Source organism: Geomonas anaerohicana, assembly GCF_016458305.1.
In the GTDB taxonomy this organism is placed as follows: domain Bacteria; phylum Desulfobacterota; class Desulfuromonadia; order Geobacterales; family Geobacteraceae; genus Geomonas; species Geomonas anaerohicana.
In genome coordinates this window covers 1-21017 of record NZ_JAEMHL010000013.1, presented here as the reverse complement: position 1 = coordinate 21017, position 21017 = coordinate 1, and the positions used below count along the sequence as shown (strand labels likewise).

Annotated in this window: 20 protein-coding genes; 11 read left to right on the top strand and 9 right to left on the bottom strand. The window is 62.2% G+C overall.

Features of this window, described 5'->3' with window-relative positions:
• Window positions 1-16: 16 nt before the first annotated feature.
• From atpG to JFN91_RS18675, 7 genes are all read left to right on the top strand, one after another.
• On the top strand, window positions 17-880 hold the full coding sequence (gene atpG / locus JFN91_RS18705; protein ID WP_183343908.1) for an ATP synthase F1 subunit gamma: 864 nt from the start codon (window positions 17-19) through the stop codon (window positions 878-880).
• 51 nt (window positions 881-931) lie between these two features.
• Window positions 932-2344 (top strand): F0F1 ATP synthase subunit beta, encoded by a 1413-nt coding sequence (gene atpD, locus JFN91_RS18700; RefSeq protein WP_199390671.1) that lies wholly within the window; start codon window positions 932-934, stop codon window positions 2342-2344.
• A 92-nt stretch (window positions 2345-2436) separates the two neighbouring features.
• The gene (locus JFN91_RS18695) at window positions 2437-2853 is read left to right on the top strand and encodes a F0F1 ATP synthase subunit epsilon (protein WP_183343904.1); all 417 of its coding nucleotides are present in this window, start codon (window positions 2437-2439) and stop codon (window positions 2851-2853) included.
• Between the two features lie 229 nt (window positions 2854-3082).
• Window positions 3083-4468: an MATE family efflux transporter gene (locus tag JFN91_RS18690; protein WP_199390670.1), complete on the top strand. Its 1386-nt coding sequence runs from the start codon at window positions 3083-3085 to the stop codon at window positions 4466-4468.
• Between the two features lie 135 nt (window positions 4469-4603).
• Window positions 4604-5626 carry a retropepsin-like aspartic protease family protein gene (locus tag JFN91_RS18685; protein WP_199390669.1) on the top strand — a complete coding sequence of 341 codons (1023 nt, stop codon included), beginning with the start codon at window positions 4604-4606 and terminating at the stop codon, window positions 5624-5626.
• A gap of 92 nt (window positions 5627-5718) precedes the next feature.
• On the top strand, window positions 5719-6717 hold the full coding sequence (locus tag JFN91_RS18680; protein ID WP_199390668.1) for a DMT family transporter: 999 nt from the start codon (window positions 5719-5721) through the stop codon (window positions 6715-6717).
• The gene (locus JFN91_RS18675) at window positions 6714-7001 is read left to right on the top strand and encodes a hypothetical protein (protein ID WP_199390667.1); all 288 of its coding nucleotides are present in this window, start codon (window positions 6714-6716) and stop codon (window positions 6999-7001) included. Before JFN91_RS18680 ends, JFN91_RS18675 begins: the two co-directional genes overlap by 4 nt.
• Window positions 7002-7019: 18 nt before the next feature.
• On the opposite strand, the gene JFN91_RS18670 is transcribed toward JFN91_RS18675, so the two are convergent.
• The 5 genes from JFN91_RS18670 to JFN91_RS18650 are packed head-to-tail and all read right to left on the bottom strand — an operon-like array spanning window position 7020 to window position 12267.
• A complete protein-coding gene (locus tag JFN91_RS18670; RefSeq protein WP_199390666.1) occupies window positions 7020-8090 on the bottom strand; it encodes a protein-glutamate methylesterase/protein-glutamine glutaminase in 1071 nt (356 codons plus the stop codon).
• Entirely contained in the window at window positions 8087-8998 is a 912-nt protein-coding gene (locus JFN91_RS18665; RefSeq protein ID WP_199390665.1) for an HDOD domain-containing protein, read from the bottom strand. The genes JFN91_RS18670 and JFN91_RS18665 overlap by 4 nt, the downstream gene beginning before the upstream one ends.
• Before the next feature lie 10 nt (window positions 8999-9008).
• Window positions 9009-9881 (bottom strand): CheR family methyltransferase, encoded by an 873-nt coding sequence (locus JFN91_RS18660; protein ID WP_199390664.1) that lies wholly within the window; start codon window positions 9879-9881, stop codon window positions 9009-9011.
• A gap of 10 nt (window positions 9882-9891) precedes the next feature.
• Entirely contained in the window at window positions 9892-11727 is a 1836-nt protein-coding gene (locus JFN91_RS18655) for a chemotaxis protein CheA (protein ID WP_199390663.1), read from the bottom strand.
• Between the two features lie 42 nt (window positions 11728-11769).
• Window positions 11770-12267 (bottom strand): chemotaxis protein CheW, encoded by a 498-nt coding sequence (locus tag JFN91_RS18650; protein WP_199390662.1) that lies wholly within the window; start codon window positions 12265-12267, stop codon window positions 11770-11772.
• 318 nt (window positions 12268-12585) lie between these two features.
• Here JFN91_RS18650 and JFN91_RS18645 point away from each other — a divergent pair, with 318 nt between their 5' ends.
• On the top strand, window positions 12586-13992 hold the full coding sequence (locus tag JFN91_RS18645; RefSeq protein ID WP_199390661.1) for a sigma-54-dependent transcriptional regulator: 1407 nt from the start codon (window positions 12586-12588) through the stop codon (window positions 13990-13992).
• An 11-nt stretch (window positions 13993-14003) separates the two neighbouring features.
• The gene (locus tag JFN91_RS18640; protein WP_199390660.1) at window positions 14004-14795 is read left to right on the top strand and encodes a lytic transglycosylase domain-containing protein; all 792 of its coding nucleotides are present in this window, start codon (window positions 14004-14006) and stop codon (window positions 14793-14795) included.
• Window positions 14796-15030: 235 nt separating this feature from the next.
• Here the strand turns inward: JFN91_RS18640 and JFN91_RS18635 are convergent, their stop codons facing one another.
• From JFN91_RS18635 to JFN91_RS18625, 3 genes are all read right to left on the bottom strand, one after another.
• On the bottom strand, window positions 15031-15528 hold the full coding sequence (locus JFN91_RS18635) for a ferritin-like domain-containing protein (protein ID WP_199390659.1): 498 nt from the start codon (window positions 15526-15528) through the stop codon (window positions 15031-15033).
• A gap of 98 nt (window positions 15529-15626) precedes the next feature.
• Complete coding sequence (locus tag JFN91_RS18630; protein ID WP_199390658.1) at window positions 15627-16412, bottom strand: TatD family hydrolase; 786 nt, start codon at window positions 16410-16412, stop codon at window positions 15627-15629.
• A 3-nt stretch (window positions 16413-16415) separates the two neighbouring features.
• Window positions 16416-17126 carry a PilZ domain-containing protein gene (locus tag JFN91_RS18625; protein WP_199390657.1) on the bottom strand — a complete coding sequence of 237 codons (711 nt, stop codon included), beginning with the start codon at window positions 17124-17126 and terminating at the stop codon, window positions 16416-16418.
• A 131-nt stretch (window positions 17127-17257) separates the two neighbouring features.
• Here JFN91_RS18625 and JFN91_RS18620 point away from each other — a divergent pair, with 131 nt between their 5' ends.
• Both JFN91_RS18620 and JFN91_RS18615 read left to right on the top strand, forming a co-directional pair.
• On the top strand, window positions 17258-18838 hold the full coding sequence (locus JFN91_RS18620) for a peptide chain release factor 3 (protein ID WP_407932187.1): 1581 nt from the start codon (window positions 17258-17260) through the stop codon (window positions 18836-18838).
• A gap of 98 nt (window positions 18839-18936) precedes the next feature.
• Window positions 18937-19851 (top strand): EamA family transporter, encoded by a 915-nt coding sequence (locus JFN91_RS18615; protein WP_199390655.1) that lies wholly within the window; start codon window positions 18937-18939, stop codon window positions 19849-19851.
• 115 nt (window positions 19852-19966) lie between these two features.
• Here the strand turns inward: JFN91_RS18615 and JFN91_RS18610 are convergent, their stop codons facing one another.
• Window positions 19967-20683 carry a phosphatase gene (locus JFN91_RS18610; protein WP_199390654.1) on the bottom strand — a complete coding sequence of 239 codons (717 nt, stop codon included), beginning with the start codon at window positions 20681-20683 and terminating at the stop codon, window positions 19967-19969.
• Window positions 20684-21017: the final 334 nt, after the last annotated feature.

Here is a 21017-nt window from a genome sequence, read left to right as displayed (position 1 = left end):
AGGACGGACTTAGCGAATGGCAAACCTTAAGAGCATCAAGAAACGGATCGTATCCGTAAAAAATACCCGGCAGATCACCAAGGCCATGAAGATGGTCTCGGCCGCCAAGCTGCGTCGCGCCCAGGAGAACGTGGTCGCGGCGCGCCCCTACGCGGGTAAGCTCGCGGAGGTGCTTGAGCGTCTCGCCAAGACCCAGGAGTCGGATGCCAATCCGCTCATGGTCAAGCGTGACGGCGGTCGTGCCCTCCTCGTGGTGGTGACCTCGGACCGCGGCCTGTGCGGCGGCTTCAACGCCAACCTCTCCAAGGCCGCCGACCGCTTCATGAAGGAGCGCAAGGGCGACTTCTCGGAAATGACCCTGATGACCATCGGCCGCAAGGGTTACGAGTTCCTGAGGAACCGTCACACGGTCCGCAAACATCACGGCAACATCTTCTCCACCCTCTCCTACCAGACCGCGGCGCTCGTTGCCGCCGAGCTGATCGAGGGGTACCTGGCGGAAGAATACGACGAAGTCTTCATCATCTACAACGCCTTCCGCTCCGTCATGAGCCAGGACATCACCCTGGAGCAGCTCCTGCCGATCGCGCCGAAGGCCGGTGCGGAAGAGGAAATCGGGACCGAGTACATCTACGAGCCCTCCAAGGGCGCGCTTCTCGATGAACTGCTCCCCAAGCACATCGAGGTCCAGGTCTTCAAGGCCCTCCTCGAGTCGGTTGCCTCCGAGCACGGCGCCAGGATGACGGCTATGGATGCGGCTTCCAAGAACGCCACCGAGATGATCGCCAAGCTGACCCTGATCTACAACAGGGCACGCCAGGCGGCCATTACCACCGAGCTGATGGAAATCATCTCCGGTGCTGAATCGATCAAGGGTTAACACTTATAAAAATATGTGGCCCTCTCGGCCGCAAAAGGAAGAGGTTTAAACATGAGTCAGAACTTCGGAAAAATTTCGCAGGTCATCGGCGCAGTTATCGACGTCGAATTCGAGCCGGGCAAGCTCCCCCCGATCTACCAGGCTCTCAGGGTAACCAACCCCGCGATCGACGACCAGGAGTTCAACCTGGTTCTCGAAGTCGCACAGCACCTGGGCGAGAACGCCGTCAGGACCATCGCAATGGACGGTACCGACGGTCTGGTTCGTGGCCAGCAGGTCCTCGACACCGGCAAGCAGATCTCCGTTCCGGTCGGTCGCAAGACCCTGGGCCGCATCCTCAACGTCATCGGCGAGCCGGTGGACGAGATGGGTCCGGTAGGCAACGAGAAAGAGTACGGCATCCACCGCGAAGCCCCGCTCTTCGTGAACCAGTCCACCAAGGTCGAAGCGTTCACCACCGGCATCAAGGTCGTCGACCTGCTCGCACCGTACGCCAGGGGCGGTAAGATCGGCCTCTTCGGCGGCGCAGGCGTCGGCAAGACCGTTCTCATCATGGAGCTCATCAACAACATCGCCAAGCAGCACGGCGGCTTCTCCGTCTTCGCCGGCGTCGGCGAGCGTACCCGTGAAGGGAACGACCTCTGGATGGAAATGAAGGAGTCCGGCGTTCTCGACAAGGCCGCACTCGTGTACGGCCAGATGAACGAGCCTCCGGGGGCGCGTGCCCGGGTTGCTCTTTCCGCGCTCTCCATCGCAGAGTACTTCCGTGACGAGGAAGGCCAGGACGTGCTCCTCTTCGTTGACAACATCTTCCGCTTTACCCAGGCAGGTTCCGAGGTGTCCGCACTTCTGGGCCGTATCCCGAGCGCCGTCGGTTACCAGCCGACCCTGGCTACCGAGATGGGTGAGCTGCAGGAGCGCATCACCTCGACCACCAAGGGTTCCATCACCTCGGTTCAGGCGATCTACGTACCGGCCGACGACCTTACCGACCCGGCTCCGGCAACCGCCTTCGCCCACCTCGACGCGACCACGGTTCTTTCCCGTCAGATCGCCGAGCTCGGCATCTACCCGGCGGTGGACCCGCTCGACTCCACCTCCAGGATCCTCGACCCGCAGGTCATCGGCGATGAGCACTACGGTGTCGCCCGTCAGGTTCAGTACGTACTCCAGAAGTACAAGGATCTCCAGGACATCATCGCGATCCTCGGTATGGACGAGCTTTCCGAAGAGGACAAGCTGGTCGTTGCCCGCGCCCGTAAGATCCAGAAGTTCCTCTCCCAGCCGTTCCACGTGGCAGAGGCCTTCACCGGCTCCCCGGGCAAGTACGTCGAGCTGAAAGACACCATCAAGGGCTTCCAGGAGATCATCGCCGGCAAGCACGACGACCTCCCGGAGCAGGCCTTCTACATGGTCGGCACCATCGAGGAAGCCATCGAGAAAGCTCAGAAGCTCGCGGTTTAATTAATCTGGTACGGCTAAAGGCTTAAGGAAGGGGACTGGCTCCGCCAGGTGCCAGTCCCCCTCTCCACGCACCTTAGCCTCAAGAGGTTTATATGGCTGAAAAACTGAAGGTTGAACTGGTAACGCCGTACAAGAAGGTCATGTCCGAAGAAGTGGACGAGATCACCGCCACCGGTGCACTCGGCGAATTCGGCGTCCTTCCGGGCCATGCCCCCTTCCTCACCTCGCTGAAGATCGGCGAGCTGGCCTACAAGAAGGACGGCGTGCTGCACCACCTGGCGCTCAACTGGGGCTACTTCGAAGTGGAGAACGACCAGGTCACCGTACTGGTCGAGACCGCCGAGAGGGCCGACGAGATCGACCTGGAGCGTGCCAAGGCAGCCCTTGGGCGTGCCGAGACCGAGCTCAAGTCGCTCACCCCGGAAGACAAGAACTTCCGCATCTACCAGGCCGCTCTCGAGCGCGCCCTGATCAGGGTGCAGGTCGCCGGCAAGGCAGGCGGTCGCTAAGCGTCCGACACAGAAACAAATGAGAAGAGCGGCCTTGCCGCTCTTTTTTTTTGCCCGGAGGGCGTGTAAGCTTGAGGCCTTGAGACAGCCAACCGGCCCCCCTCCCAGCCTCCCCCCTCCGGGGGGAGTAGCTCGCATCCCATTCCGGTGACCCAGTGGTCCCCTCCCCAGGAGGGGGAGGGATAGGGAGGGGCAAGCGTGCCAGCGAAGGCCGCGAATTGAGGACTCCATGAACCACGGTCACGACCTGCTGAACCAACCCATCCCGGGCCTGATCCGCAAGATCGCCCTGCCGACCAGCGTGGGCTACTTTTTCAACACCATGTTCAACGTGGTGGACACCTTCTATGGCGGCAGAATCTCCACGGATGCCCTGGCGGCGCTCTCCCTTTCGTTCCCGGTCTTCTTCCTGATCATCGCTATCGGTGCCGGCATCTCCACCGGCGCCACCTCGCTTATCGGGCACGCCCTCGGCGCCGGAGACCGCGATGGGGCGCGCCACCTCGCCGGTCAGACCCTCTCCTTCGGGCTGCTGCACGGGCTCCTGCTGACGGCATTAGGGCTTACCGCCGCCCCCTTTCTCTTTGGCCTTTTGGGCGCCCACGGCACGGTGCTGGAACTGGCCCTGCAGTACATGGACTGCATCTTCACCGGCAGCGTTTTCTTCCTGGTCAACTACGTCCTGAACGCCATCCTCAACGCGACCGGCGACAGCCGCAGCTTCCGGAACTACCTGGTGCTCGGCTTCTTCCTGAACCTTGCCTTCGACCCCTGGTTCATGTTCGGCGGCCTTGGCATTCCCGCCATGGGGCTGCCAGGCATCGCGTGGGCCACGGTCTTTGTCCAGGCCATCGGTAACTGCTACATGCTGATGCGGGTCAGTCAGTCCGGTATGCTCAGGCATTTCCGTTTCCGCGAGTTGGTCCCCGACCGGCACGCCTACTTTCAGCTTGCCAAGCTGGGCTTCCCCTCCAGCCTCAACATGATGACCGTCGCCATCGGCATCTTCGTCATCACCCGCTTCGTGGCCCGCTTCGGCAGCGATGCGGTCGCCGCCTACGGCATCGGCACCCGCATCGAGCAGATCGCCCTGCTGCCGGTAATGGGGATGAACGTGGCTACCCTGGCGCTGGTGGCGCAAAACGCGGGCGCGCGCCAGATGGAGCGCGTGGTGCAGACCATACGCACCTCGCTGCGGGCGGGCATGATCCTGATGAGCTTCGGCACCGCCGCCGTCTTCCTGGCCGCCCGGCCGCTGATGTCGTTCTTCACCAAGGACCCCGTGGTGGTCGAGATCGGCGTCCACTATCTGCACATCGAGGCATTTGTCTTCACCGCCTACGTCATCCTCTACACCAGCGTCTCAGTGCTGCAGGGGCTGAAGCGACCCGTTCTCCCGCTGGTGATCGGCCTCGCGCGGCAGATCCTGTTCCCGATCCCGGTGTTCTACCTCCTGGCCGACCTGCTCGGCTGGGGGCTCACCGGCATCTGGTGCGGCATACTGCTGATCACCTGGGGCGCGGCCGGCGTCATTCTGCTCTATGTCCTGCGTCTCGCCACCACCATGGACGGTGCCGCAGTGGCGGTGCCGGAAGCGGGGGAGCAAGGGCACTGACCTTCAATCCATGAAGACGCCGCTATTTTTCCCCAGGCTGCCTGTGCAGACGTGGTGCCCATAGTACGCTAGAATTTCCTGTCGTCGCCGGACAGCTGCCATGCATCGCGACTCGTGCTGCCGTGGGGGATCGATATGGATCTCGAGCATCTGTGCAGGGGAATAAAGGAAAGGGTCGCGCTTGAGCTGCGGGAGAGCACCGATGCCTCTACCAGGCACGAGCTGCTGATCGCAGCACTCAGCGACGTGGAGCGCATCGTCTTCCCGGCTCTTGGGCGGGCGGAAGGGGTGCAGGGCTATGGCCGTCTGCAGGATATGGTCATGGACCTGGTCAGTTCCATCGCCATCCCCCTGATCAAGGAAGGGGACGGACGTGCCGGGGCCGCAGTCGCCAAGCTTGCCGACGTCTGCCCGGATGCCCTGATCGGCAGGAAGCTGGCCGGTTATGCCAGGGAGCTGGCCTTGCGCCAGCCTCGGAGTACCGGACAGGCATCGCCGACACGAACCGCTGCAGGGCTGGCCGGATTTTTAGCGGTGGCAGGCCTGATGTTCTACCTGCTTTGGCCCTATGGTTCCAGCGAGCAGGCACAGCTTGCCCAGGCGCAGCAGATCGCGGAAGAGGCCGAGCCCAAGGGGCAACTGCAGCCCCAGGGCGCCGTGCCGGCACCGGCGGATCCAGATGGGGAGGGGGAACAGGGGGGGAGGGGGGGACAGCTCTCGCAGCGCCAGGAGCGGCCGGCACCGATCCTGGCCGCGGCTCCTGCGGGCGATGTCGTCACCAAGGTGCGCGTGGTGGACAACCAGGTGCTGGTCCCGGTGACCGTGAAGCATGGCGGCCAGGCGGTCAGGCTGGAACTGATCCTCGACACTGGCGCCACCAGGACCGCACTGCACGAAAGTGTTGCCAACAGGCTCCCCATTGATTTACGCTCTGCCGCGAATGCGCAGGCGGAACTGGCCGACGGCCGGGTGGTGCGTTCCAAAATCGTCCGCGTCGATGCCGTGACCGTCGGCCCCTGTGCCCGGGGCCCGATGGAGGTCGAACTGATCTCCTACAGCGGCAGCTCCGGGATGCACGACGGCCTGCTCGGGATGGATTTCCTGCGCAAGTACCGCTACCAGATCGACATGGAACATGAAGTGATCCGCTGGTTCTGAAGGACCGCGGTTGGAGGGGAAGTGAGCAGGGAAAGAAGTTTGGGTAGAGGTGCAGCGCTGCGTCGCGTAGGCCTCGGCGAGGTGCTTGCAGCATGAGTGGCAATCTGAAATCGGTATATCTGAAGCTGGTGCTGACCACCTTTTTCTGGGGCGGCACCTTCGTCGCGGCGCGTCTGGCGGTAAAAGAGGCGCCTCCTTTCTTTTCGGCCAGCAGCCGCTTCTCCATAGCTGGAATCTGCCTGGTCGCGCTCACCGCCTGGTACGCAGCCAAAGAGGGGAAACCCTTCCCGGTGCCCAAAAGTGTGCGGGAGTTCGCTCTCCTCTTCAGCCTGGGCGTTACCGGCATCTTCTGCTACAACGCTGTCTTCTTCACCGGCCTCAAGCTGACCACTGCCACCAGCGGTGCGCTCATCGTCGCCATCAATCCCCTCATCACGGCGGTACTGTCGGCGCTTTGGCTCAGGGAGCGGGTCACGCTGACGCAGGGCCTCGGCCTGCTGGTCTCGCTCCTTGGTGTCTCCGTCGTCATCTCCAAAGGCTCATGGGCGGTCCTCGCCGGCTTTGCGTTCAACAAGGGAGACCTGATCATGCTGGGAGCGCCGCTCTGCTGGGCGCTCTACTCCATCCTGGGCAAGAAGGCGCTGTCCCGGTTCACGCCGCTGGCCGCCACCGCCTACGCCGCCCTGTTCGGGACCATGCTCCTGGTCCCGGCGGCGCTGGTGGAGCACGCCGTCATCGGCGGGCCCATGCCTTCCTTCACCCTGGTTGGATGGCTCGCCATTCTGCAACTGGCACTGCTCGGAACGGTGGTGGGATTCGTCTGGTGGTACCAGGGCGTTGGGCGGATCGGTGCGTCGCGGGCCGCCGTCTTCGTCAACCTGGTGCCGTTCTTCGGGGCGCTGCAGGCCGCGCTCTTTCTCGGGGAAAGGGTGGTGCTGCCGCAGCTTGTGGGCGGCATGCTGGTGGTCGCCGGGGTCTACCTGGGGAGCCGGGTCAACGTGAGGCCGGACGGGAAGAATCCACAGCCGTTGCCGGCCGAGGGTGTGGGAAATACCTCGGCAGGCGCCGGGAAAGGCGAGGCGAGAGCATGAAAAGAACGTTGAGAACCCTGGAGCTCATCTGGCGCACGGTTCTGCCACCCCGTGGCGGCGCGCCGCAGCCGACACAGCCGGGCGAGGTGAGGCCCTGCGAGCCTGAAGATATAGGCAGGGGAATGGGACTCTACCTGGACAGCAAGGGTGAGGTGCGGCTGTTCGTGCCGCAGTGCCGGCCGCTGGCGGCGTCCGTGGTCTTGTTCAGATTGAAACGTCAGGGGTTCTCGCGCTGCAGTGTGGAGGAGAGTGAAGGGGGACTCCTGATCCGCGCGCAACGCTGACGGACCAGGAGCCGGTCGTTAACCTATCTTGCCGATCTCGAAACCGATCTGCTCCAGCGGGAGCACCACGTCGGCCACCTTGCCGTCGATGCAGGCCCGGGGCATGCCGTAGATGGTGGAGGTCGCCTCATTCTGCACCAGGGTCAGCCCGCCTTTTTCCTTCAGGTGCTTCATCCCCTTGAACCCGTCGTTTCCCATCCCGGTCAGGATCACGCCCAGCATGGCGCCGTTACTGGCGTCGGCCATGGAAGTGATCATCTGGTCCACCGAAGGGATGTAGATGTACTGCGGGAACTCGCTGGTGGGCGAAGTCCGCACCACCATGTTGTTCCCCTGCTTGACCAGGCTGGTGTGCATCCCTCCGGGAGCGATCAGCACCTGGCCTCCCTTGACGATGTCGCCGTCAACCGCCTCCCTGATCGACAACGAACACTTGGCGTTGAGCCTTTCCGCGTAGGGCCCGGTGAAGGCCTTGGGCATGTGGATGGCCACGACGATGCCGTGCGGGAAATTTACCGGGATGCGGGAGATGACCTCCTGGAGCGCGACCGGCCCACCGGTGGAGGCGCCGATGCCGACGCAGCCGACGCGGCGGTTGGCGAACTGCGACGGGCGCACCTGTACCGGCGGCGCCACGCGCTGTACCAGGCCGATGCCGGCACGCCTGGGGATGGCAGAGACGGAGGCCTCGCGTACCTTCTCGAGGAGCGCCTTCTGGAACATGGCCTGGGCGTCCTTGCAGTCGCTGACGTTTTTGGGGACGTAGTCGATGGCACCGGATTCCAGAGCCTCGAAGGTGGCCCGCGCCCCTTCGCAGGTCAGGGTGGAAACCATGAGCACCCGGGTGGGCTGCTTGGCCATGATCTGCTTCAGCGCGGCGATGCCGTCCATGCGCGGCATCTCCACGTCCATGGTGATCAGGTCCGGCTTCAGGGCCAGGGCCTTTTCCACCCCTTCCATACCGTCGGCCGCGATACCGACGATCTCCACGCCCGGGGCCTTGGTGAGGATGCCGCGAATCGCCATTCTCATGAAGGAGGAGTCGTCGACGATCAGTACCTTCAATTTGCTCGAAGTTGCAGGGATCATGACGTTTCTTTGGCTCCTATGCCTTGGAAGATCGATTTGACCATGTCCTGGATCTCGGGGACGCGGTCGTCCAGCTCGTAGCAGAAGCGCTCGACGTCGAGGTCGGCGAGGTTGGGCGCGTACGACTTCAGAATGGCCCATGCCTTCTCTTCGGCCAGGTTGAAGGAAACCCAGGAGTTGCCGCCGTAGTCGAGCTGGCGCACCGAGCAGAACAGGTCGGCCAGGTTGACGATGGCGCACAGGGTCGGGTCGAGGACGGCCTGCTCCGGGGCGTGGTGCAGCCCGATCACCTCGCAGTAATCGGCGGGGAAGTTCCATTTCTTGGCGATGCACAGGCCGATCTCGCTGTGCGAGGTCCCCAGGTACTCCGCCTCTTTTTCCACCAGCCGGAAGGGCTGACCCTTCACCGACTCGAGCAGGGCGCGGAATGCATCCTGGCGGTAGTAGGAGAGGAACACCTCGCCGATGTCGTGCACGATGCCGACCAGGTAGGCCTTCTCGGTATCCGGGTAGCGCACCCGCTGGGCGATGATCTTGGAAACCACGCCGACGCCGAAGGAGTGCTCCCAGAAGCTCCTGACGTCGAAGATGCCGTCACGTCCCTCGAACACGTCGACGAAGGAGCAGGTGAAGGCCAGCTCGCGGATGTGGCGGAAGCCCAGGTAGATCAGGGCCCGTTTCACGGACTTTATCTCGTTCGCCGGCTTGTACAGCGGCGAGTTGACCATCTTGATGACCCGGGCCGCCAGAACCTGGTCGGCCAGGATCATGTCGGCGACCTCGTCCAGCTCGACGCCGGGACGGTCCAGAAGCTCGATCACCCGGGTGGCCACGTGCGGGATGGTGGGGAGGTCCACGAAGCTCTCGACCATCTCCTGGGCAGTCTGCATCATGGCTGCTTTTTCCATTGCATCATCCTCACTTGTTGTAGGTGAACCCGCCCGGGAAGTGTACGGTCTTGAATTTGTCGTTCACCCCGTGCAGCGACTCGGACTGCCCCACGAAGAAGTAGCCATACGGCTGCAGGTTGTTGTAGAAGTGCTGCACTACCTTGCTTTTCGAGGTGGTGTCGAAGTAGATGAGCACGTTGGCGCAGAAGATGAAATCGAAGCTCTTCATGAAGAGCATCTTGTTGTCGTCGTAGAGGTTCAACTGGTTGAAGGTGGCCAGCTTCTTGACCTCGGGGGAGAGCACGAACCGACCCGGGCTTTCCTCCTTGAAATACTTCTTCAGGTAGTAGTCCGGCGTGTTGCGCACCGAGTAGCTGTTGTAGACCCCCTCGCGCGCCTGGGCCAGCACGGTCTCGTTGATGTCGGTCCCCACGATCTCGATGATCCAGTCCTTCAAGAGCGTGGCCCGCTTCTCGAGGAGGATCATGGCCATGGTGTAGGCCTCCTCACCGGACGAGGACCCGGCGCTCCAGATGCGCAGCTTCTTGAACCCGATCTTCCCCTTGGTGCCGATGATCTCCGGGAGGAACTTGTTCTCCAGCGCGTTCAACTGGGGCATGTTCCTGAAGAAGCAGGTCTCGTTGGTGGTGATCTCGTCCAGGAGCTTGGTGAGCTCGTTTCTGCCGGTGGCCGGGCTGCGCACGAACTGGTAGTAGTCCGCATGGGTCTTGCAACCGGTCCCTTCCATCCTGCGCGCCAGCCTGCTCTCCAGGAAGTACTTCTTGCTGCTGTGGAAGTAGATGCCGCAGACGTTGTATATGTAGTCCCGAAGCTGCTCGAAATCCTTGTCGGAAATCTTCGGGGCGCTTTTAGCGTCAAATGGTTTCATGTCTAATGCCATTATCGTCCCCTCAGGCTGCCCCACCGACCAGTCCGATCGGATCCACAATTAACGCGACCCTGCCGTCTCCCATGATGGTCGAGCCACCGATTCCCGGGAGATTGGACAGGAACTTGCCCAGCGACTTGATGGCAACCTCCTGTTGCCCCAACAGCCTGGTGACGATCAGGCCGATCCTCTTTTCAGCGACCCCCACGATGACCACGTAGCAGGTGTCCCGGTCGGTGTAGACCTCGTGGCACCCGAAGGTCTGCTGCAGCCTCAGCAGCGGGAGCACCGAGTCCCTGAGCTTCAGCACCTCCTGACCGCCGATCATGTGGAATTCCTTCTTGCTGACTCGCATGGTCTCGATGACCGAGGCGAGCGGGATCGAGTAGACCTCCTTCTCGACCTCGACCAGGAGCGACTGGATTATGGCCAGCGTGAGCGGCAGTTTCAGGATGAATTCGCTGCCGTGCCCCACCTCGTTCTTGATCTCGATGATGCCGTTCAGCTTCCGGATGTTGGTGCGCACCACGTCCATGCCGACGCCGCGCCCGGAGAGGTCGGTGGTCTGCTCCTTGGTGGAGAAGCCCGGGAGGAAGATCAGGTCGAGGATTTCGCGGGTTCCCATGGCGGCGACCTGCTCGTCGGTCACCAGCCCCTTGTCGAGAGCCTTCTTGGCGATCTTGTCCGGGTCGATGCCTCGACCGTTGTCCTTGATGCTGATGACGATCTGGTTCCCCTCGTGGGCGGCGGAGAGGACCACTGTGCCGGTGCGGTCCTTGCCGGCGGCCAGACGCTGCTCCGGGGTCTCCAGGCCGTGGTCCAGCGCGTTCCTGATCAGGTGGATCAACGGATCGCCGATCTCGTCCACGACGGAGCGGTCCAGTTCGGTCTCCTCGCCGTAGATGACCAGGTCGACTTCCTTGCCCAGGTCGCGCGCCAGGTTGCGCACGATGCGCGGGAACTTCTTGAAGACCTTCTCCACCGGGAGCATGCGCATCTTGAGGACCTGCATCTGCAGTTCCGAGGTGACGAAATTGAGCCGTTTGGAGAGCTTGCCGAAGTCGTCGCCGAACTCGGCGGGGTTGAGCCCGGTCTGGTAGTCGCTGTGCAGCTGGATCATGCGGTTGCGCTCCAGCACCAGTTCGCCCACCTGGTTCATCAGGTCGTCCAGGCGCTTCACGTCCACCCTGACCGTGGAGTTGTCGGCGAGATCCTCGCCGCCACCCTTGGCAGGCGCCTTCTGGGGCTCCTTGACCGGTTGGGGCTTGGGCTGCGGCGCGGGCGCCACCTGCTGGGAGGGAGCCGGCTCGGCCTTGGCCTCCGCCTTGGGCTCCTGCGCTGCCGCCGGCTCGGCCTGTGCTTCGGCGGCCGGTTCGGGCTCGGCCGCCGGAGCCTGCGTGTCGGCAGGGGCCGCCTTCTCCTCCTTGGGGGCGAATACGGGGGCGAGCACGGTCGCTTCCACCGCGTTCTCGGAGAGGAAGGGGATCAGCTTGGCTATGGTCCCCTCCAGGTCCCTCTCGATGATGTCGCCACCCTTGATGTCGGCCACCAGGGTCTTCACGAGGTCGACCGCCTCCAGGATCACGTCCATGATCTCGGAGGTGAGCGTCAGTTCCAGCTTCCTCAGCCGGTTCAGGACGTCCTCGGTCTTGTGCGTGACCTTGACGAGCATGTCGAACCCAAGGAAGCTGGACGCCCCCTTGACCGTGTGGATGGACCGGAAGATCCGGTTCATGAGGTCGGCGTCTTCCGGGCTCTTCTCGAGAGAGATCAGGTCGTCGTCAAGTTTTTCCAGGAGCTCGGTGGTCTCGGCTAGAAAGCCGTCCAATAGCTCCTGATCTTCGCAGTCTATGGCCATGTTGTGCTCCGGAAAGGGGGAGCGTTTCCCCCTGTTGGTGCCTTACGCTACGTTGCTGAACAGTCTTCTTTCGTCGGCGGTGAACATCTTCTCCAGGTCGAGCAGCACCAGCAGGCGCTCCGCCTGGTTGATGACGCCGGCCATGCACTCCTGTTCGATGCCGCTGGAGACGACCGGGGGAGGCGGCTGGATCTCCTTCTCGGAGATGCGGATCACCTCGGAGACCTCGTCCACGATGAATCCCATCAGCTCGCCCACCACTTCCATCACCATGATGCGGGTGCGCTTGTCGTACTCGGTGTCCATCAGGTCGAACTTCTTGCGCAGGTTGATGATCGGAATGACCTTGCCGCGCAGGTTGATGACCCCCTCGACGTAGTGGGGGGTGTTGGGCACCCGGGTGATGTTGAGCATCCGGATGATCTCGCGCACCATCAGGACGTTGATGCCGTACTCTTCTTTTTCGAGGTTGAAGCTTACCAGCTGGATCAGCTCCCCTCCGAACTCTTCGCTCTTTACCTTGGTGAGTGCGGTCTCCATGGACCCTCCCTCTACGGTGTAATCGGGGCCGACAGATGGTGCCAGCCCTACTGAACCCTAATCGGCCGGGTATGACAAAGGTTGAATATTTTTTTCCTCTAACGCAAGATCGCTGCCAGCGGCGCCGAAGCCCGCCCAGGGCGGCCGGAGCCCCCGATTTGACAGGTCTTTCCGGGTGCCGGGCAAAAAATTGACAGGCTTCATATTTAGCCCAAGTCATTTAATTGACATTGCAGCAAGAACTCGCTATAGTTTCGGACGTTGACCGTTTTTGTATCGGCTTAAATCTCAGCAACTTTAACCGAAATCGGGGAAACGATGGAAACGCCGAAAATACTGATCGCAGATGATGACAAGAAGACGCGGGACTTTGTGGCCGCCTTCCTGAGCTACAAAGGGTACCAGGTCTACCAGGCCTTCGACGGGCAGGACGCCCTGCAGAAGATCGAGATGCACGACGTGCAGATGGTCATCACCGATATCATGATGCCGCGGGTGAACGGTCTGGAGTTCATCCGGCAGCTCAAGTCGCTCCGCCCGGAGATAGTCACCATAGCCTACAGCGCCTTCGCCAACAACGAGATGACAGCCAATCTCCTCAAGGCGGGGGCGTTCTTCTATCTGGAAAAGCCTTTCAACCTCGAAGAGCTGGAAACCCACGTCAAGCGCGGCCTGGAGCACCAGGCGCTGCAGAGCAAGAGTTTCCGGTCCAAGCCTTGCATAAAGAACAGGGCGCTCTTGAACAACATCATCGGGGAAAGCGAAAAGATGCTTTCGCTTTTCGAGATGATCGAGAAGGTGGCCACCTCCGATTCCACCGTGCTGATCCAGGGCGAGTCCGGGACCGGCAAGGAACTGGTGGCGCGCGCCATTCACGATCTCTCCAACCGCTCCGACAAGAACTTCGTGGCCCTTAACTGCGCCGCCATTCCCGACGAGCTTTTGGAGAGCGAACTGTTCGGCCACGTCAAGGGCTCCTTCACCGGTGCCGTCGCCACCCGCGTGGGCCGCTTCGAGATGGCCGACAAGGGGACCCTGTTCCTGGATGAGATCGGGGACATGAAGGCGAACCTGCAGGTGAAGCTGCTGCGCGTGCTGCAGAGCCGGGAGCTGGAGCCGGTGGGCTCCACCCGCTCTAAGAAGGTCGACGTCAGGATCATCGCCGCGACCAACCAGAACCTGGACGGGATGGTGGCGTCGAAGGAGTTCCGCGAGGACCTCTACTACCGGCTCTCCGTGATCCCGATCATGCTTCCGCCGCTGCGCGAGCGCGGCGCGGACATCCCGCTTTTGTTGAACAGCTTCCTGGAGAAGTTCAACCGGAGCAAGCAGCGCAAGGTTCAGGGTTTTGACAAGCAGGTCCTGGAGACCCTGGGGAGCTACGACTGGCCCGGCAACGTGCGCGAGTTGGAGAACCTGGTCGAGCGCCTGGTCATCATCAAGGGGGCGGGCGTGATCAACATCCACGACCTTCCCGAGAAGTACCGCGGCGGCCGCAGCATGCCGGTCGTGCACGGCGAGCACATGATCAACCTGCCCGACGACGGCTTCTGCCTGAACAGCGCGGTCGAGGAATTCGAGAACCGGCTGATCATGCAGGCCCTGGAGAAGAGCGGCGGCAACAAGAAAGAGGCCGCCGAGCTTCTGAACCTGAAGCGCACCACGCTGATCGAGAAGTTGAAGAAGAAGAAACTGGTTTACGGGGAGACTCCGATTTCCCCGTAAGAGGGGACAATATGTCGATCAATCCGATAACCACGGCTCCGGGGGGGGTAGAAGGGGCCAAGAAGCCCGCAGCCGCTTCCGGTGTGCCTGCAGTACCGTTTCAGGAGATGCTGGACAGAGGCGGAGCGCGCATCCAGGTGACGCCGCAGGCTGCAGCCGAGGCGCTCAGGCTGAAGATGCTGAGTTCCGCCCTGGCCCTGGGCGGTGATGCAGCCGCGCCGGCCCCGTCCACCTCGAGCCCCAACGTCAACGTGCAGGGTTTGTTGAACCGGTTTCTCGAGCAGCTTCCCTCCGGCGGCAGTGCGGTGGCCGAGACCCGCGAAGCTGCAGCCGACCAGGGACCCGAGGCCGCCTTCCAGGCCCAGCAGTCGCATTTCCAGGCCGGCCAGTTGCCCGTGGTTCCGGGAGTCGCCGACGACGGCAGTACCGATGCCATTATCCAGCGGGCCAGCCAGCGTTACGGCGTGGACAGCGGGTTGATCCGGGCCGTCATCAAGGCCGAGAGCAATTTCAACCCCCGTGCCGTCAGTTCCGCCGGGGCTCAGGGGTTGATGCAGTTGATGCCCGCCACCGCGCGTGGGCTAGGCGTCACCGATTCCTTTGATCCCGAGCAGAACATCATGGCCGGCACCAGGTTTTTGAAGGACATGCTGCGCCGCTACAACGGCAACGTCGACGAGGCCTTGGCCGCCTACAACTGGGGTCCCGGCAACGTCGACCGTCACGGGACCGACACCCTCCCCCGTGAGACCCGCAGCTACCTGGCCAAGGTCAAGAGTTACTACGCCCAGTACCTGGCATAGAGGCAGGTTGAGGTTGAGCAACAGGCAAAAGCAAAAGCCTCCGCACCAAAAGGTGCGGAGGCTTTTTACATTGTGGTGTCGCCGTTCATGCAGCGTCCACCGCGTCCACTTTTTTGTCCACCGGGTCCACCGGGTCCACAGAAAGCCGCTCCCTCGGCCGGTGCCCTTGCCTAGCGCTCCCTCGGCCGGTGCCCCTGCCCAATGGACCGGCGCCCTTCGGGCGCCTTCTCTTCCCTTATTCCCTCACATAGATGTTCTGATCCGAGCTGTGCACCATGGTCATGACGCGCATGTACTCGTCCTCGATCATGTCGTAGTGCCCCTGGGTCTCCCTGATCACCGTCTCGAACACGCGGCGCACCAGCGGGTCCACCACGTCCTTCACCAGTATGGTGTAGAAGTCGATACAGGCCTTCTCCTCCTTCAGGGCGATCTCCAGCGCCTTCTGCTCGTGGCTCTCGGCTGCGATGGCCTGCTCCAGCGCGAGATGGGTGGCCGACTGCTTGTCCGGCGGCGAAGCCAGGTAGCTGTCGACGTCCCCCAGGTCACCGCCGCGGTAGTGGTCGAAAAAGGCCCGCAGATGACCCGCCTCCTCGTTGGCCAGCAGGTCGAACACCTTCTTCGATCTCTCATCCTTGCTCACCGACCCCGCCCGACGGTAGAAGTCCATGCTCTCCTTCTCGGTCTTGATGGCCAGTTTGAGTGCTTCCTGCAGTGTGTACTCCTTGAACATGGCTGCACCTCCGTAACGGTTTCAATGGGAATTGCCTGGCAAAGAGTATATCGAAGCCGGAAAGGAGGTCAAATGACTGAAATAGCAATGAAAACAGTCTAATGCAGCGGGCGGGGAACTGGGGGCAGGTCGAGTTTGAAGAGTCGGATGGCATTGTCGTAGCTGCGGCGGGCGAGCTCGTCGAGCGGGATCCCCCTGATTTCGGCTACCCGTCGCGCCGTGGTCAGCAGGTGAGCCGGAACGTTGACGCTGCCCCTGAAGGGCTCCGGTGCGATATCGGGTGCGTCGGTCTCCAGCAGCAGCCACTCCAGCGGGACTGCCCGGGCCACCTCGACCGGCCGGCGCGCATTGGCGTAGGTGACCGTTCCGGAGAGCGAGATGTGCAGCCCGAGCTTTAGGCAGATCTCTGCCGTCTCGACGCTCCCCGAAAAAGAGTGCATCACCCCTCCGATATGCCCGACCTCGTTGTCCCGGAGTATGGCGAGCAGGTCATCGAAAGCCTTCCTGCAATGGAGCAGCACCGGCAGTCCCGTCTCCCGCGCTACTTGCAACTGTGCCGCGAAGGCCTGCCGCTGCAGTTCCCGGGAAGGGGAAGGGAGCAGGTAGTCGAGCCCGATCTCGCCTATGGCGCAGGCTGTTGCCGCGTAACTTTTCAAGGCGGAGATCGTCGAGGGGGTGACCAGGTCGGCGTGCATGGGATGTACGCCGTAAGCGGGGAGGATGCGGGTGTCTGTGGAGAGAGAATGAATCTGCTGCCAGCCGGAGGGATGCACCCCGGGGACCAGGAAGGAGGTGATGCCGGCCGCCTCGGCTTCCCGGAGCAGCGTGTCCAGGTGGGGCAAAAGCTGCGGGTCATCCAGGTGACAGTGGCTGTCAAAAAGCATGGGCTAGCTGATTACGCCCGGGTGGTCCTTCAGTTCCTTGATGATCTCCACCTGGCGCTGGAAGATGTACTGCGAAATGCTCAGCTCCGCGGCGCGGGAGGGCTCGATTTCAAACACCAGCCGGAATCCGCCCTCGAGGGTGAAGACCTTCAGCAGCGACGCCGCGACCGTGATGGATCCGGAGGGGAGACTGATTACGAGTTCACCCTGCTGGCTTACCGGCAGGCCCGGGTCCCGCGCGACGTTGATGGACATGCCGGTGAGGGACATGTCGTGCAGGCGACCGTGTACCGCGTCCAGTTCCGGCGCGGCGAAGGAGGCATCGATGGTGGAGCCGAGCTGGACCCGTACCGACATGCGCCGGTCGGCACGCACCAGGGCGTAGCTCAGGTTGGACAGCACCACCCGCGATTTCTCCACGTTGACGTAGGTCACCGTCGCCGCCACATCACGACGGAAGTGGCTGCTTTTCAGGACCGTCAGCTTTTCATGGGCGATCACCACGGCCTGGATCTGGTTCACCTGCAGCTCGGCGTCGTGTTCCTCCACGGTGAGCACTTCAGCGCCGTAGCTGACCGGGACCTCGCGGTAGAAATTGAGCAGTCTGAGGTCGTTCTTCAGCGTCCCTGCCTTTATTGCAGCCAGGGTCGCGATGATCTCGGTCTGGTCCTGTGTTTCGCCGACAACTTGGAGGCGCTGATAGATGTCGTTCATGGACGGCCCACCGGAAAAAAATTATTGCCCTTTAGGGGGTTGCTGTGCAATTATACTTCGTTATCAGATCCGGCGAAGATACCCTCTTCGCCTTTCTTTTGTCCAGATAATTTTAACGGGAGTTCCAGTTGATGCGGTTCAACGAACAGGAAATAGAGAAGCGTCGCACCTTCGCCATCATCAGCCATCCTGACGCAGGTAAGACTACCATAACCGAGAAGCTGCTGCTCTTCGGCGGCGCCATTCAGCAGGCGGGCGAGGTGCGCGCCCGGAAGTCGGCGCGGCACGCCACCAGCGACTGGATGGAGATGGAGAAGCAGCGTGGCATCTCGGTCACCTCCTCCGTCATGAAGTTCACGTACCGTGATTTCGAGATCAACCTCCTCGATACCCCGGGTCATAATGACTTTTCGGAAGATACCTACAGAACCTTAACTGCAGTTGACTCTGTTTTGATGGTTATCGACTCGGTGAAGGGTGTTGAGAGCCAGACCAAGAAGCTCCTCGAGGTCTGCCGGCTGCGTCACACGCCGATCATGACCTTCATCAACAAGCTGGACCGCGAGGGGCGTGAGCCGCTCGACCTTCTGGACGACATCGAGAGCACCCTCAACATCCAGTGTGCCCCGATGACCTGGCCTATCGGCATGGGCAAGCGTTTCCGCGGCACCTACCACCTCTACACCAAGGAGATCACCTTCTACGATCCCGAGGCCGATCGCGGGGTAGGGCAGGTTGTCACCGTCAAAGGGCTGGACGATCCCCTCTTGGACGAACTCCTGGGGAGCCAGGTCGAGGAACTGCGCAACGACGTCGAACTCCTGGAAGGGGCGGCACATCCCTTCGACGCCGAGGCCTATCTTGCCGGCAAGCAGACCCCGGTCTTTTTCGGTTCCGCCATCAACACCTTCGGTGTGCAGCAGCTGCTGGACTCCTTCGTGGAGAACGCCCCGTCGCCGCTGCCGCGCGAGACCACCAGCCGCACCGTTGATCCTTACGAGGAGCCCTTCACCGGCTTCACCTTTAAGATCCAGGCGAACATGGACCCCGCGCACCGCGACCGGATCGCCTTCTTCCGCATCTGCTCCGGCAAGTTCGTGCGCGGCATGAAGGTGAAGCACCTGAGGCTCGGCCGCGAGATGCAGATCTCCAACGCCACCATCTTCATGGCCCAGGACCGCACCAACGTCGACGAGGCCTACGCCGGCGACATCATCGGCATCCACAATCACGGCACCATCAAGATCGGCGACACCTTTACCCAGGGCGAAGATCTTAAATATACCGGCATCCCCAATTTTGCTCCCGAGCACTTCCGCAAGGTGCGCATCCTCAACCCGCTCAAGTCGAAATCGCTGGAGAAGGGCCTGGTGCAACTGGCCGAGGAAGGGACTACCCAGGTCTTCCGCCCGCTGATGGGGGCCGACTGGATCGTCGGTGCGGTCGGCATGCTGCAGTTCGACGTGGTCATGCACCGCCTGGAGCACGAGTACGGCGTCAAGGCCGCCTACGAGCCTGTCTCCTACGTCACCGCCCGCTGGGTTACCGGCGACAGAAAGAAGCTGGACGAGTTCCAGAAGAAAGAAGCGATGAGTCTCTACCTGGACGGCGAAGGCAACCTGGCCTACCTGGCCGGGAGCCAGTGGCGCCTTGACAACACCATGGACAACTGGAAGGACTTAAGCTTCCACGCCACCCGCGAGCACAGCTAAGACAGGCGTTGAATCGCGCTTCACCAGTCAGACCGGTCCGACCAGTCCCACCAGTCCGACACGTCAGAGTCCGACTGGTTCTACGGGAAAGCCCGACCATGACCACTGCATCCGAATCCACCGCCGCCGCCCCGGCAACCAAAAATGCCGCTGGCGGCGCCCTGCTGGTACTTGCCGCCGCCACCCTTTGGGGATCCTCCGGGACCGCCCAGGCCCTCTCCCCTGCCGGCGTCAGCCCCATGAGCGTCGGCGCCTTTCGTCTCATCGTAGGCGGCGCGGCCCTCATGGTCCTTGCCCTCCTGAGGGGTGGCCTTGGCAAAGGGCGCTGGCCTTTCTGGGGCACCCTGGCGGCGGGCGGTTTCGTTGCCATCTACCAACTTACCTTTTTCACCGCGGTGCATCGAACCGGTGTAGCCGTCGGCACGCTGGTTGCCATCGGCAGTTCCCCCGTCATTGCCGGCGTCCTAGGGTTCATCGTCCGGGGTGAACGCCCGGGACGTGCCTGGGGCATCGCCACCGTGCTTGCCCTCGCCGGCTGCAGCCTGCTGGTGACCGGCGGCGGAGGTGTCGCCATCGATGTTGTGGGCGTCCTGCTCGCTCTCGGCGCGGGTACTTCCTATGCCTGCTACACCATGGCCATCAAGGTGCTCCTTCCCGGCCGGACCTCCGAGGCCGTCATGGCCGTCGTCTTCTGCCTGGGCGCGTTCCTGCTCCTGCCGGTCCTGTTCCTGACCGATATCACCTGGGTGGCCACGCCGCGCGGCACCATGGTCGTGCTGTACCTCGGCGTCGTCATTACCGCGCTCTCCTATTGGCTTTTCGCCATGGGACTGCGCAGCGTGCCGGTCGCCTCGGCGGTCACCCTTTCCCTTGCCGAGCCGCTGGTCGCCGCCTTATTGGGGATCCTGTTCCTGCGGGAGCATTTGACACCCACCGCCATGGCCGGTATTCCGCTTCTCTTCGCCGGCCTTGCTGTCCTCGCCTACTCCATGTCCGGCAAGCGCGCCGTATAAATAATTAAAGGGGCGCCGTAACCGGCGCCCCTTTCATTTTCAGCAATGTGCTGATCAGGAAGAGTGAGGTGGTTTCCCAGTCCTCCCATCATTCCCATACTTCCCATCTATAGCCCTACTCGCAAGCGCCGATAAACTCCAACAACCTCTCCCACGAAGCATTCACCACCTGCCCTTCCGCGATACCCGCCTCCGCCGCCAATTGCAGCGCCTGGTCGAATACCCCCACGCCCTGGCAGATATGCGCGTCGCTCCCGATCATCACCCGCGCGCCGATCCTGGCGCACAGGCGTGCGATCTCGGCGCAGTTCTCGTTGCTCCCCTTGCGGCTCACCGCGGCCAGCGAGGAATTGTTCAGCTCCAGTGCGGTATCGGTAGCCAGCGCACCCATGACCACCTCTTCGTAGTGGAGCGGGAAGATGGGGTTCCCGGGATGGGAGATGCATTTAACCAGCGGGTTCTCCATCACGGTGAGCAGCGTCTTCGTGTTGCGGTCCCGGTCCTGGCCGCATATGCCGCAGTCCTCGTGGAAGCCAGCCATGACGTAATCCAGTGTCTCAAGGACGTCCTGTTCCAGGTCTAACCTGCCGGTGTGATCGAGGATATTGGCCTCGATGCCGCGGAAGATCCTGACCCCGGCGATGGTGGGAGGAACGAAGCGCATGGCGCAGAAGTGGTAGCGATGCGGCCCGCCCGGGAGTCCCGGGCCGTGGTCGGTGATGCCTAGTCCTCGCAGTCCCGCCTGTGCGGCCGCATTGGCCAGTTCGTTGATGGTGGAGTAAGCGTGCCCCGAAGCGAGGGTGTGAGTGTGCATGTCGGCTATGATTTTCATAGCCCGGACTATTTCATAGCGGAAACTAAATGTCAACAGGGGGCCGCCGTGCCGCAGTACCAGGGGGGCATACCCTCACCCCTGCCCCTCTCCCAAAGGGCGAGGGGCAGCGGCAGATAAGCCACGAAGCGCTACCAAGTGTTGCAGGTGAACTAACGTTTACCCATGGCAAAGGTTCACCCGCCAATTGCGGGAAGCCAGGTTTCCGTCGCCCCGAAGCGCTGCACTGGGCCTGACGTTCCCCCCTTGTTAAAGGGTGTATAGACCGGAGTCAAGGGTGACAGTCGTTCGGAGACATGGGTGACACTTTTTTATCGCCGATCCGGATCTCCCG

What these genes read in the sequence shown, in the direction of transcription:
- atpG (WP_183343908.1), top strand. Translation starts at nt 17, where the DNA reads ATGGCAAACCTTAAGAGCATCAAGAAACGGATCGTATCCGTAAAAAAT.
- atpD (WP_199390671.1), top strand. Translation starts at nt 932, where the DNA reads ATGAGTCAGAACTTCGGAAAAATTTCGCAGGTCATCGGCGCAGTTATC.
- JFN91_RS18695 (WP_183343904.1), top strand. Translation starts at nt 2,437, where the DNA reads ATGGCTGAAAAACTGAAGGTTGAACTGGTAACGCCGTACAAGAAGGTC.
- JFN91_RS18690 (WP_199390670.1), top strand. Translation starts at nt 3,083, where the DNA reads ATGAACCACGGTCACGACCTGCTGAACCAACCCATCCCGGGCCTGATC.
- JFN91_RS18685 (WP_199390669.1), top strand. Translation starts at nt 4,604, where the DNA reads ATGGATCTCGAGCATCTGTGCAGGGGAATAAAGGAAAGGGTCGCGCTT.
- JFN91_RS18680 (WP_199390668.1), top strand. Translation starts at nt 5,719, where the DNA reads ATGAGTGGCAATCTGAAATCGGTATATCTGAAGCTGGTGCTGACCACC.
- JFN91_RS18675 (WP_199390667.1), top strand. Translation starts at nt 6,714, where the DNA reads ATGAAAAGAACGTTGAGAACCCTGGAGCTCATCTGGCGCACGGTTCTG.
- JFN91_RS18670 (WP_199390666.1), bottom strand. Translation starts at nt 8,090, where the DNA reads ATGATCCCTGCAACTTCGAGCAAATTGAAGGTACTGATCGTCGACGAC.
- JFN91_RS18665 (WP_199390665.1), bottom strand. Translation starts at nt 8,998, where the DNA reads ATGGAAAAAGCAGCCATGATGCAGACTGCCCAGGAGATGGTCGAGAGC.
- JFN91_RS18660 (WP_199390664.1), bottom strand. Translation starts at nt 9,881, where the DNA reads ATGGCATTAGACATGAAACCATTTGACGCTAAAAGCGCCCCGAAGATT.
- JFN91_RS18655 (WP_199390663.1), bottom strand. Translation starts at nt 11,727, where the DNA reads ATGGCCATAGACTGCGAAGATCAGGAGCTATTGGACGGCTTTCTAGCC.
- JFN91_RS18650 (WP_199390662.1), bottom strand. Translation starts at nt 12,267, where the DNA reads ATGGAGACCGCACTCACCAAGGTAAAGAGCGAAGAGTTCGGAGGGGAG.
- JFN91_RS18645 (WP_199390661.1), top strand. Translation starts at nt 12,586, where the DNA reads ATGGAAACGCCGAAAATACTGATCGCAGATGATGACAAGAAGACGCGG.
- JFN91_RS18640 (WP_199390660.1), top strand. Translation starts at nt 14,004, where the DNA reads ATGTCGATCAATCCGATAACCACGGCTCCGGGGGGGGTAGAAGGGGCC.
- JFN91_RS18635 (WP_199390659.1), bottom strand. Translation starts at nt 15,528, where the DNA reads ATGTTCAAGGAGTACACACTGCAGGAAGCACTCAAACTGGCCATCAAG.
- JFN91_RS18630 (WP_199390658.1), bottom strand. Translation starts at nt 16,412, where the DNA reads ATGCTTTTTGACAGCCACTGTCACCTGGATGACCCGCAGCTTTTGCCC.
- JFN91_RS18625 (WP_199390657.1), bottom strand. Translation starts at nt 17,126, where the DNA reads ATGAACGACATCTATCAGCGCCTCCAAGTTGTCGGCGAAACACAGGAC.
- JFN91_RS18620 (WP_407932187.1), top strand. Translation starts at nt 17,258, where the DNA reads ATGCGGTTCAACGAACAGGAAATAGAGAAGCGTCGCACCTTCGCCATC.
- JFN91_RS18615 (WP_199390655.1), top strand. Translation starts at nt 18,937, where the DNA reads ATGACCACTGCATCCGAATCCACCGCCGCCGCCCCGGCAACCAAAAAT.
- JFN91_RS18610 (WP_199390654.1), bottom strand. Translation starts at nt 20,683, where the DNA reads ATGAAAATCATAGCCGACATGCACACTCACACCCTCGCTTCGGGGCAC.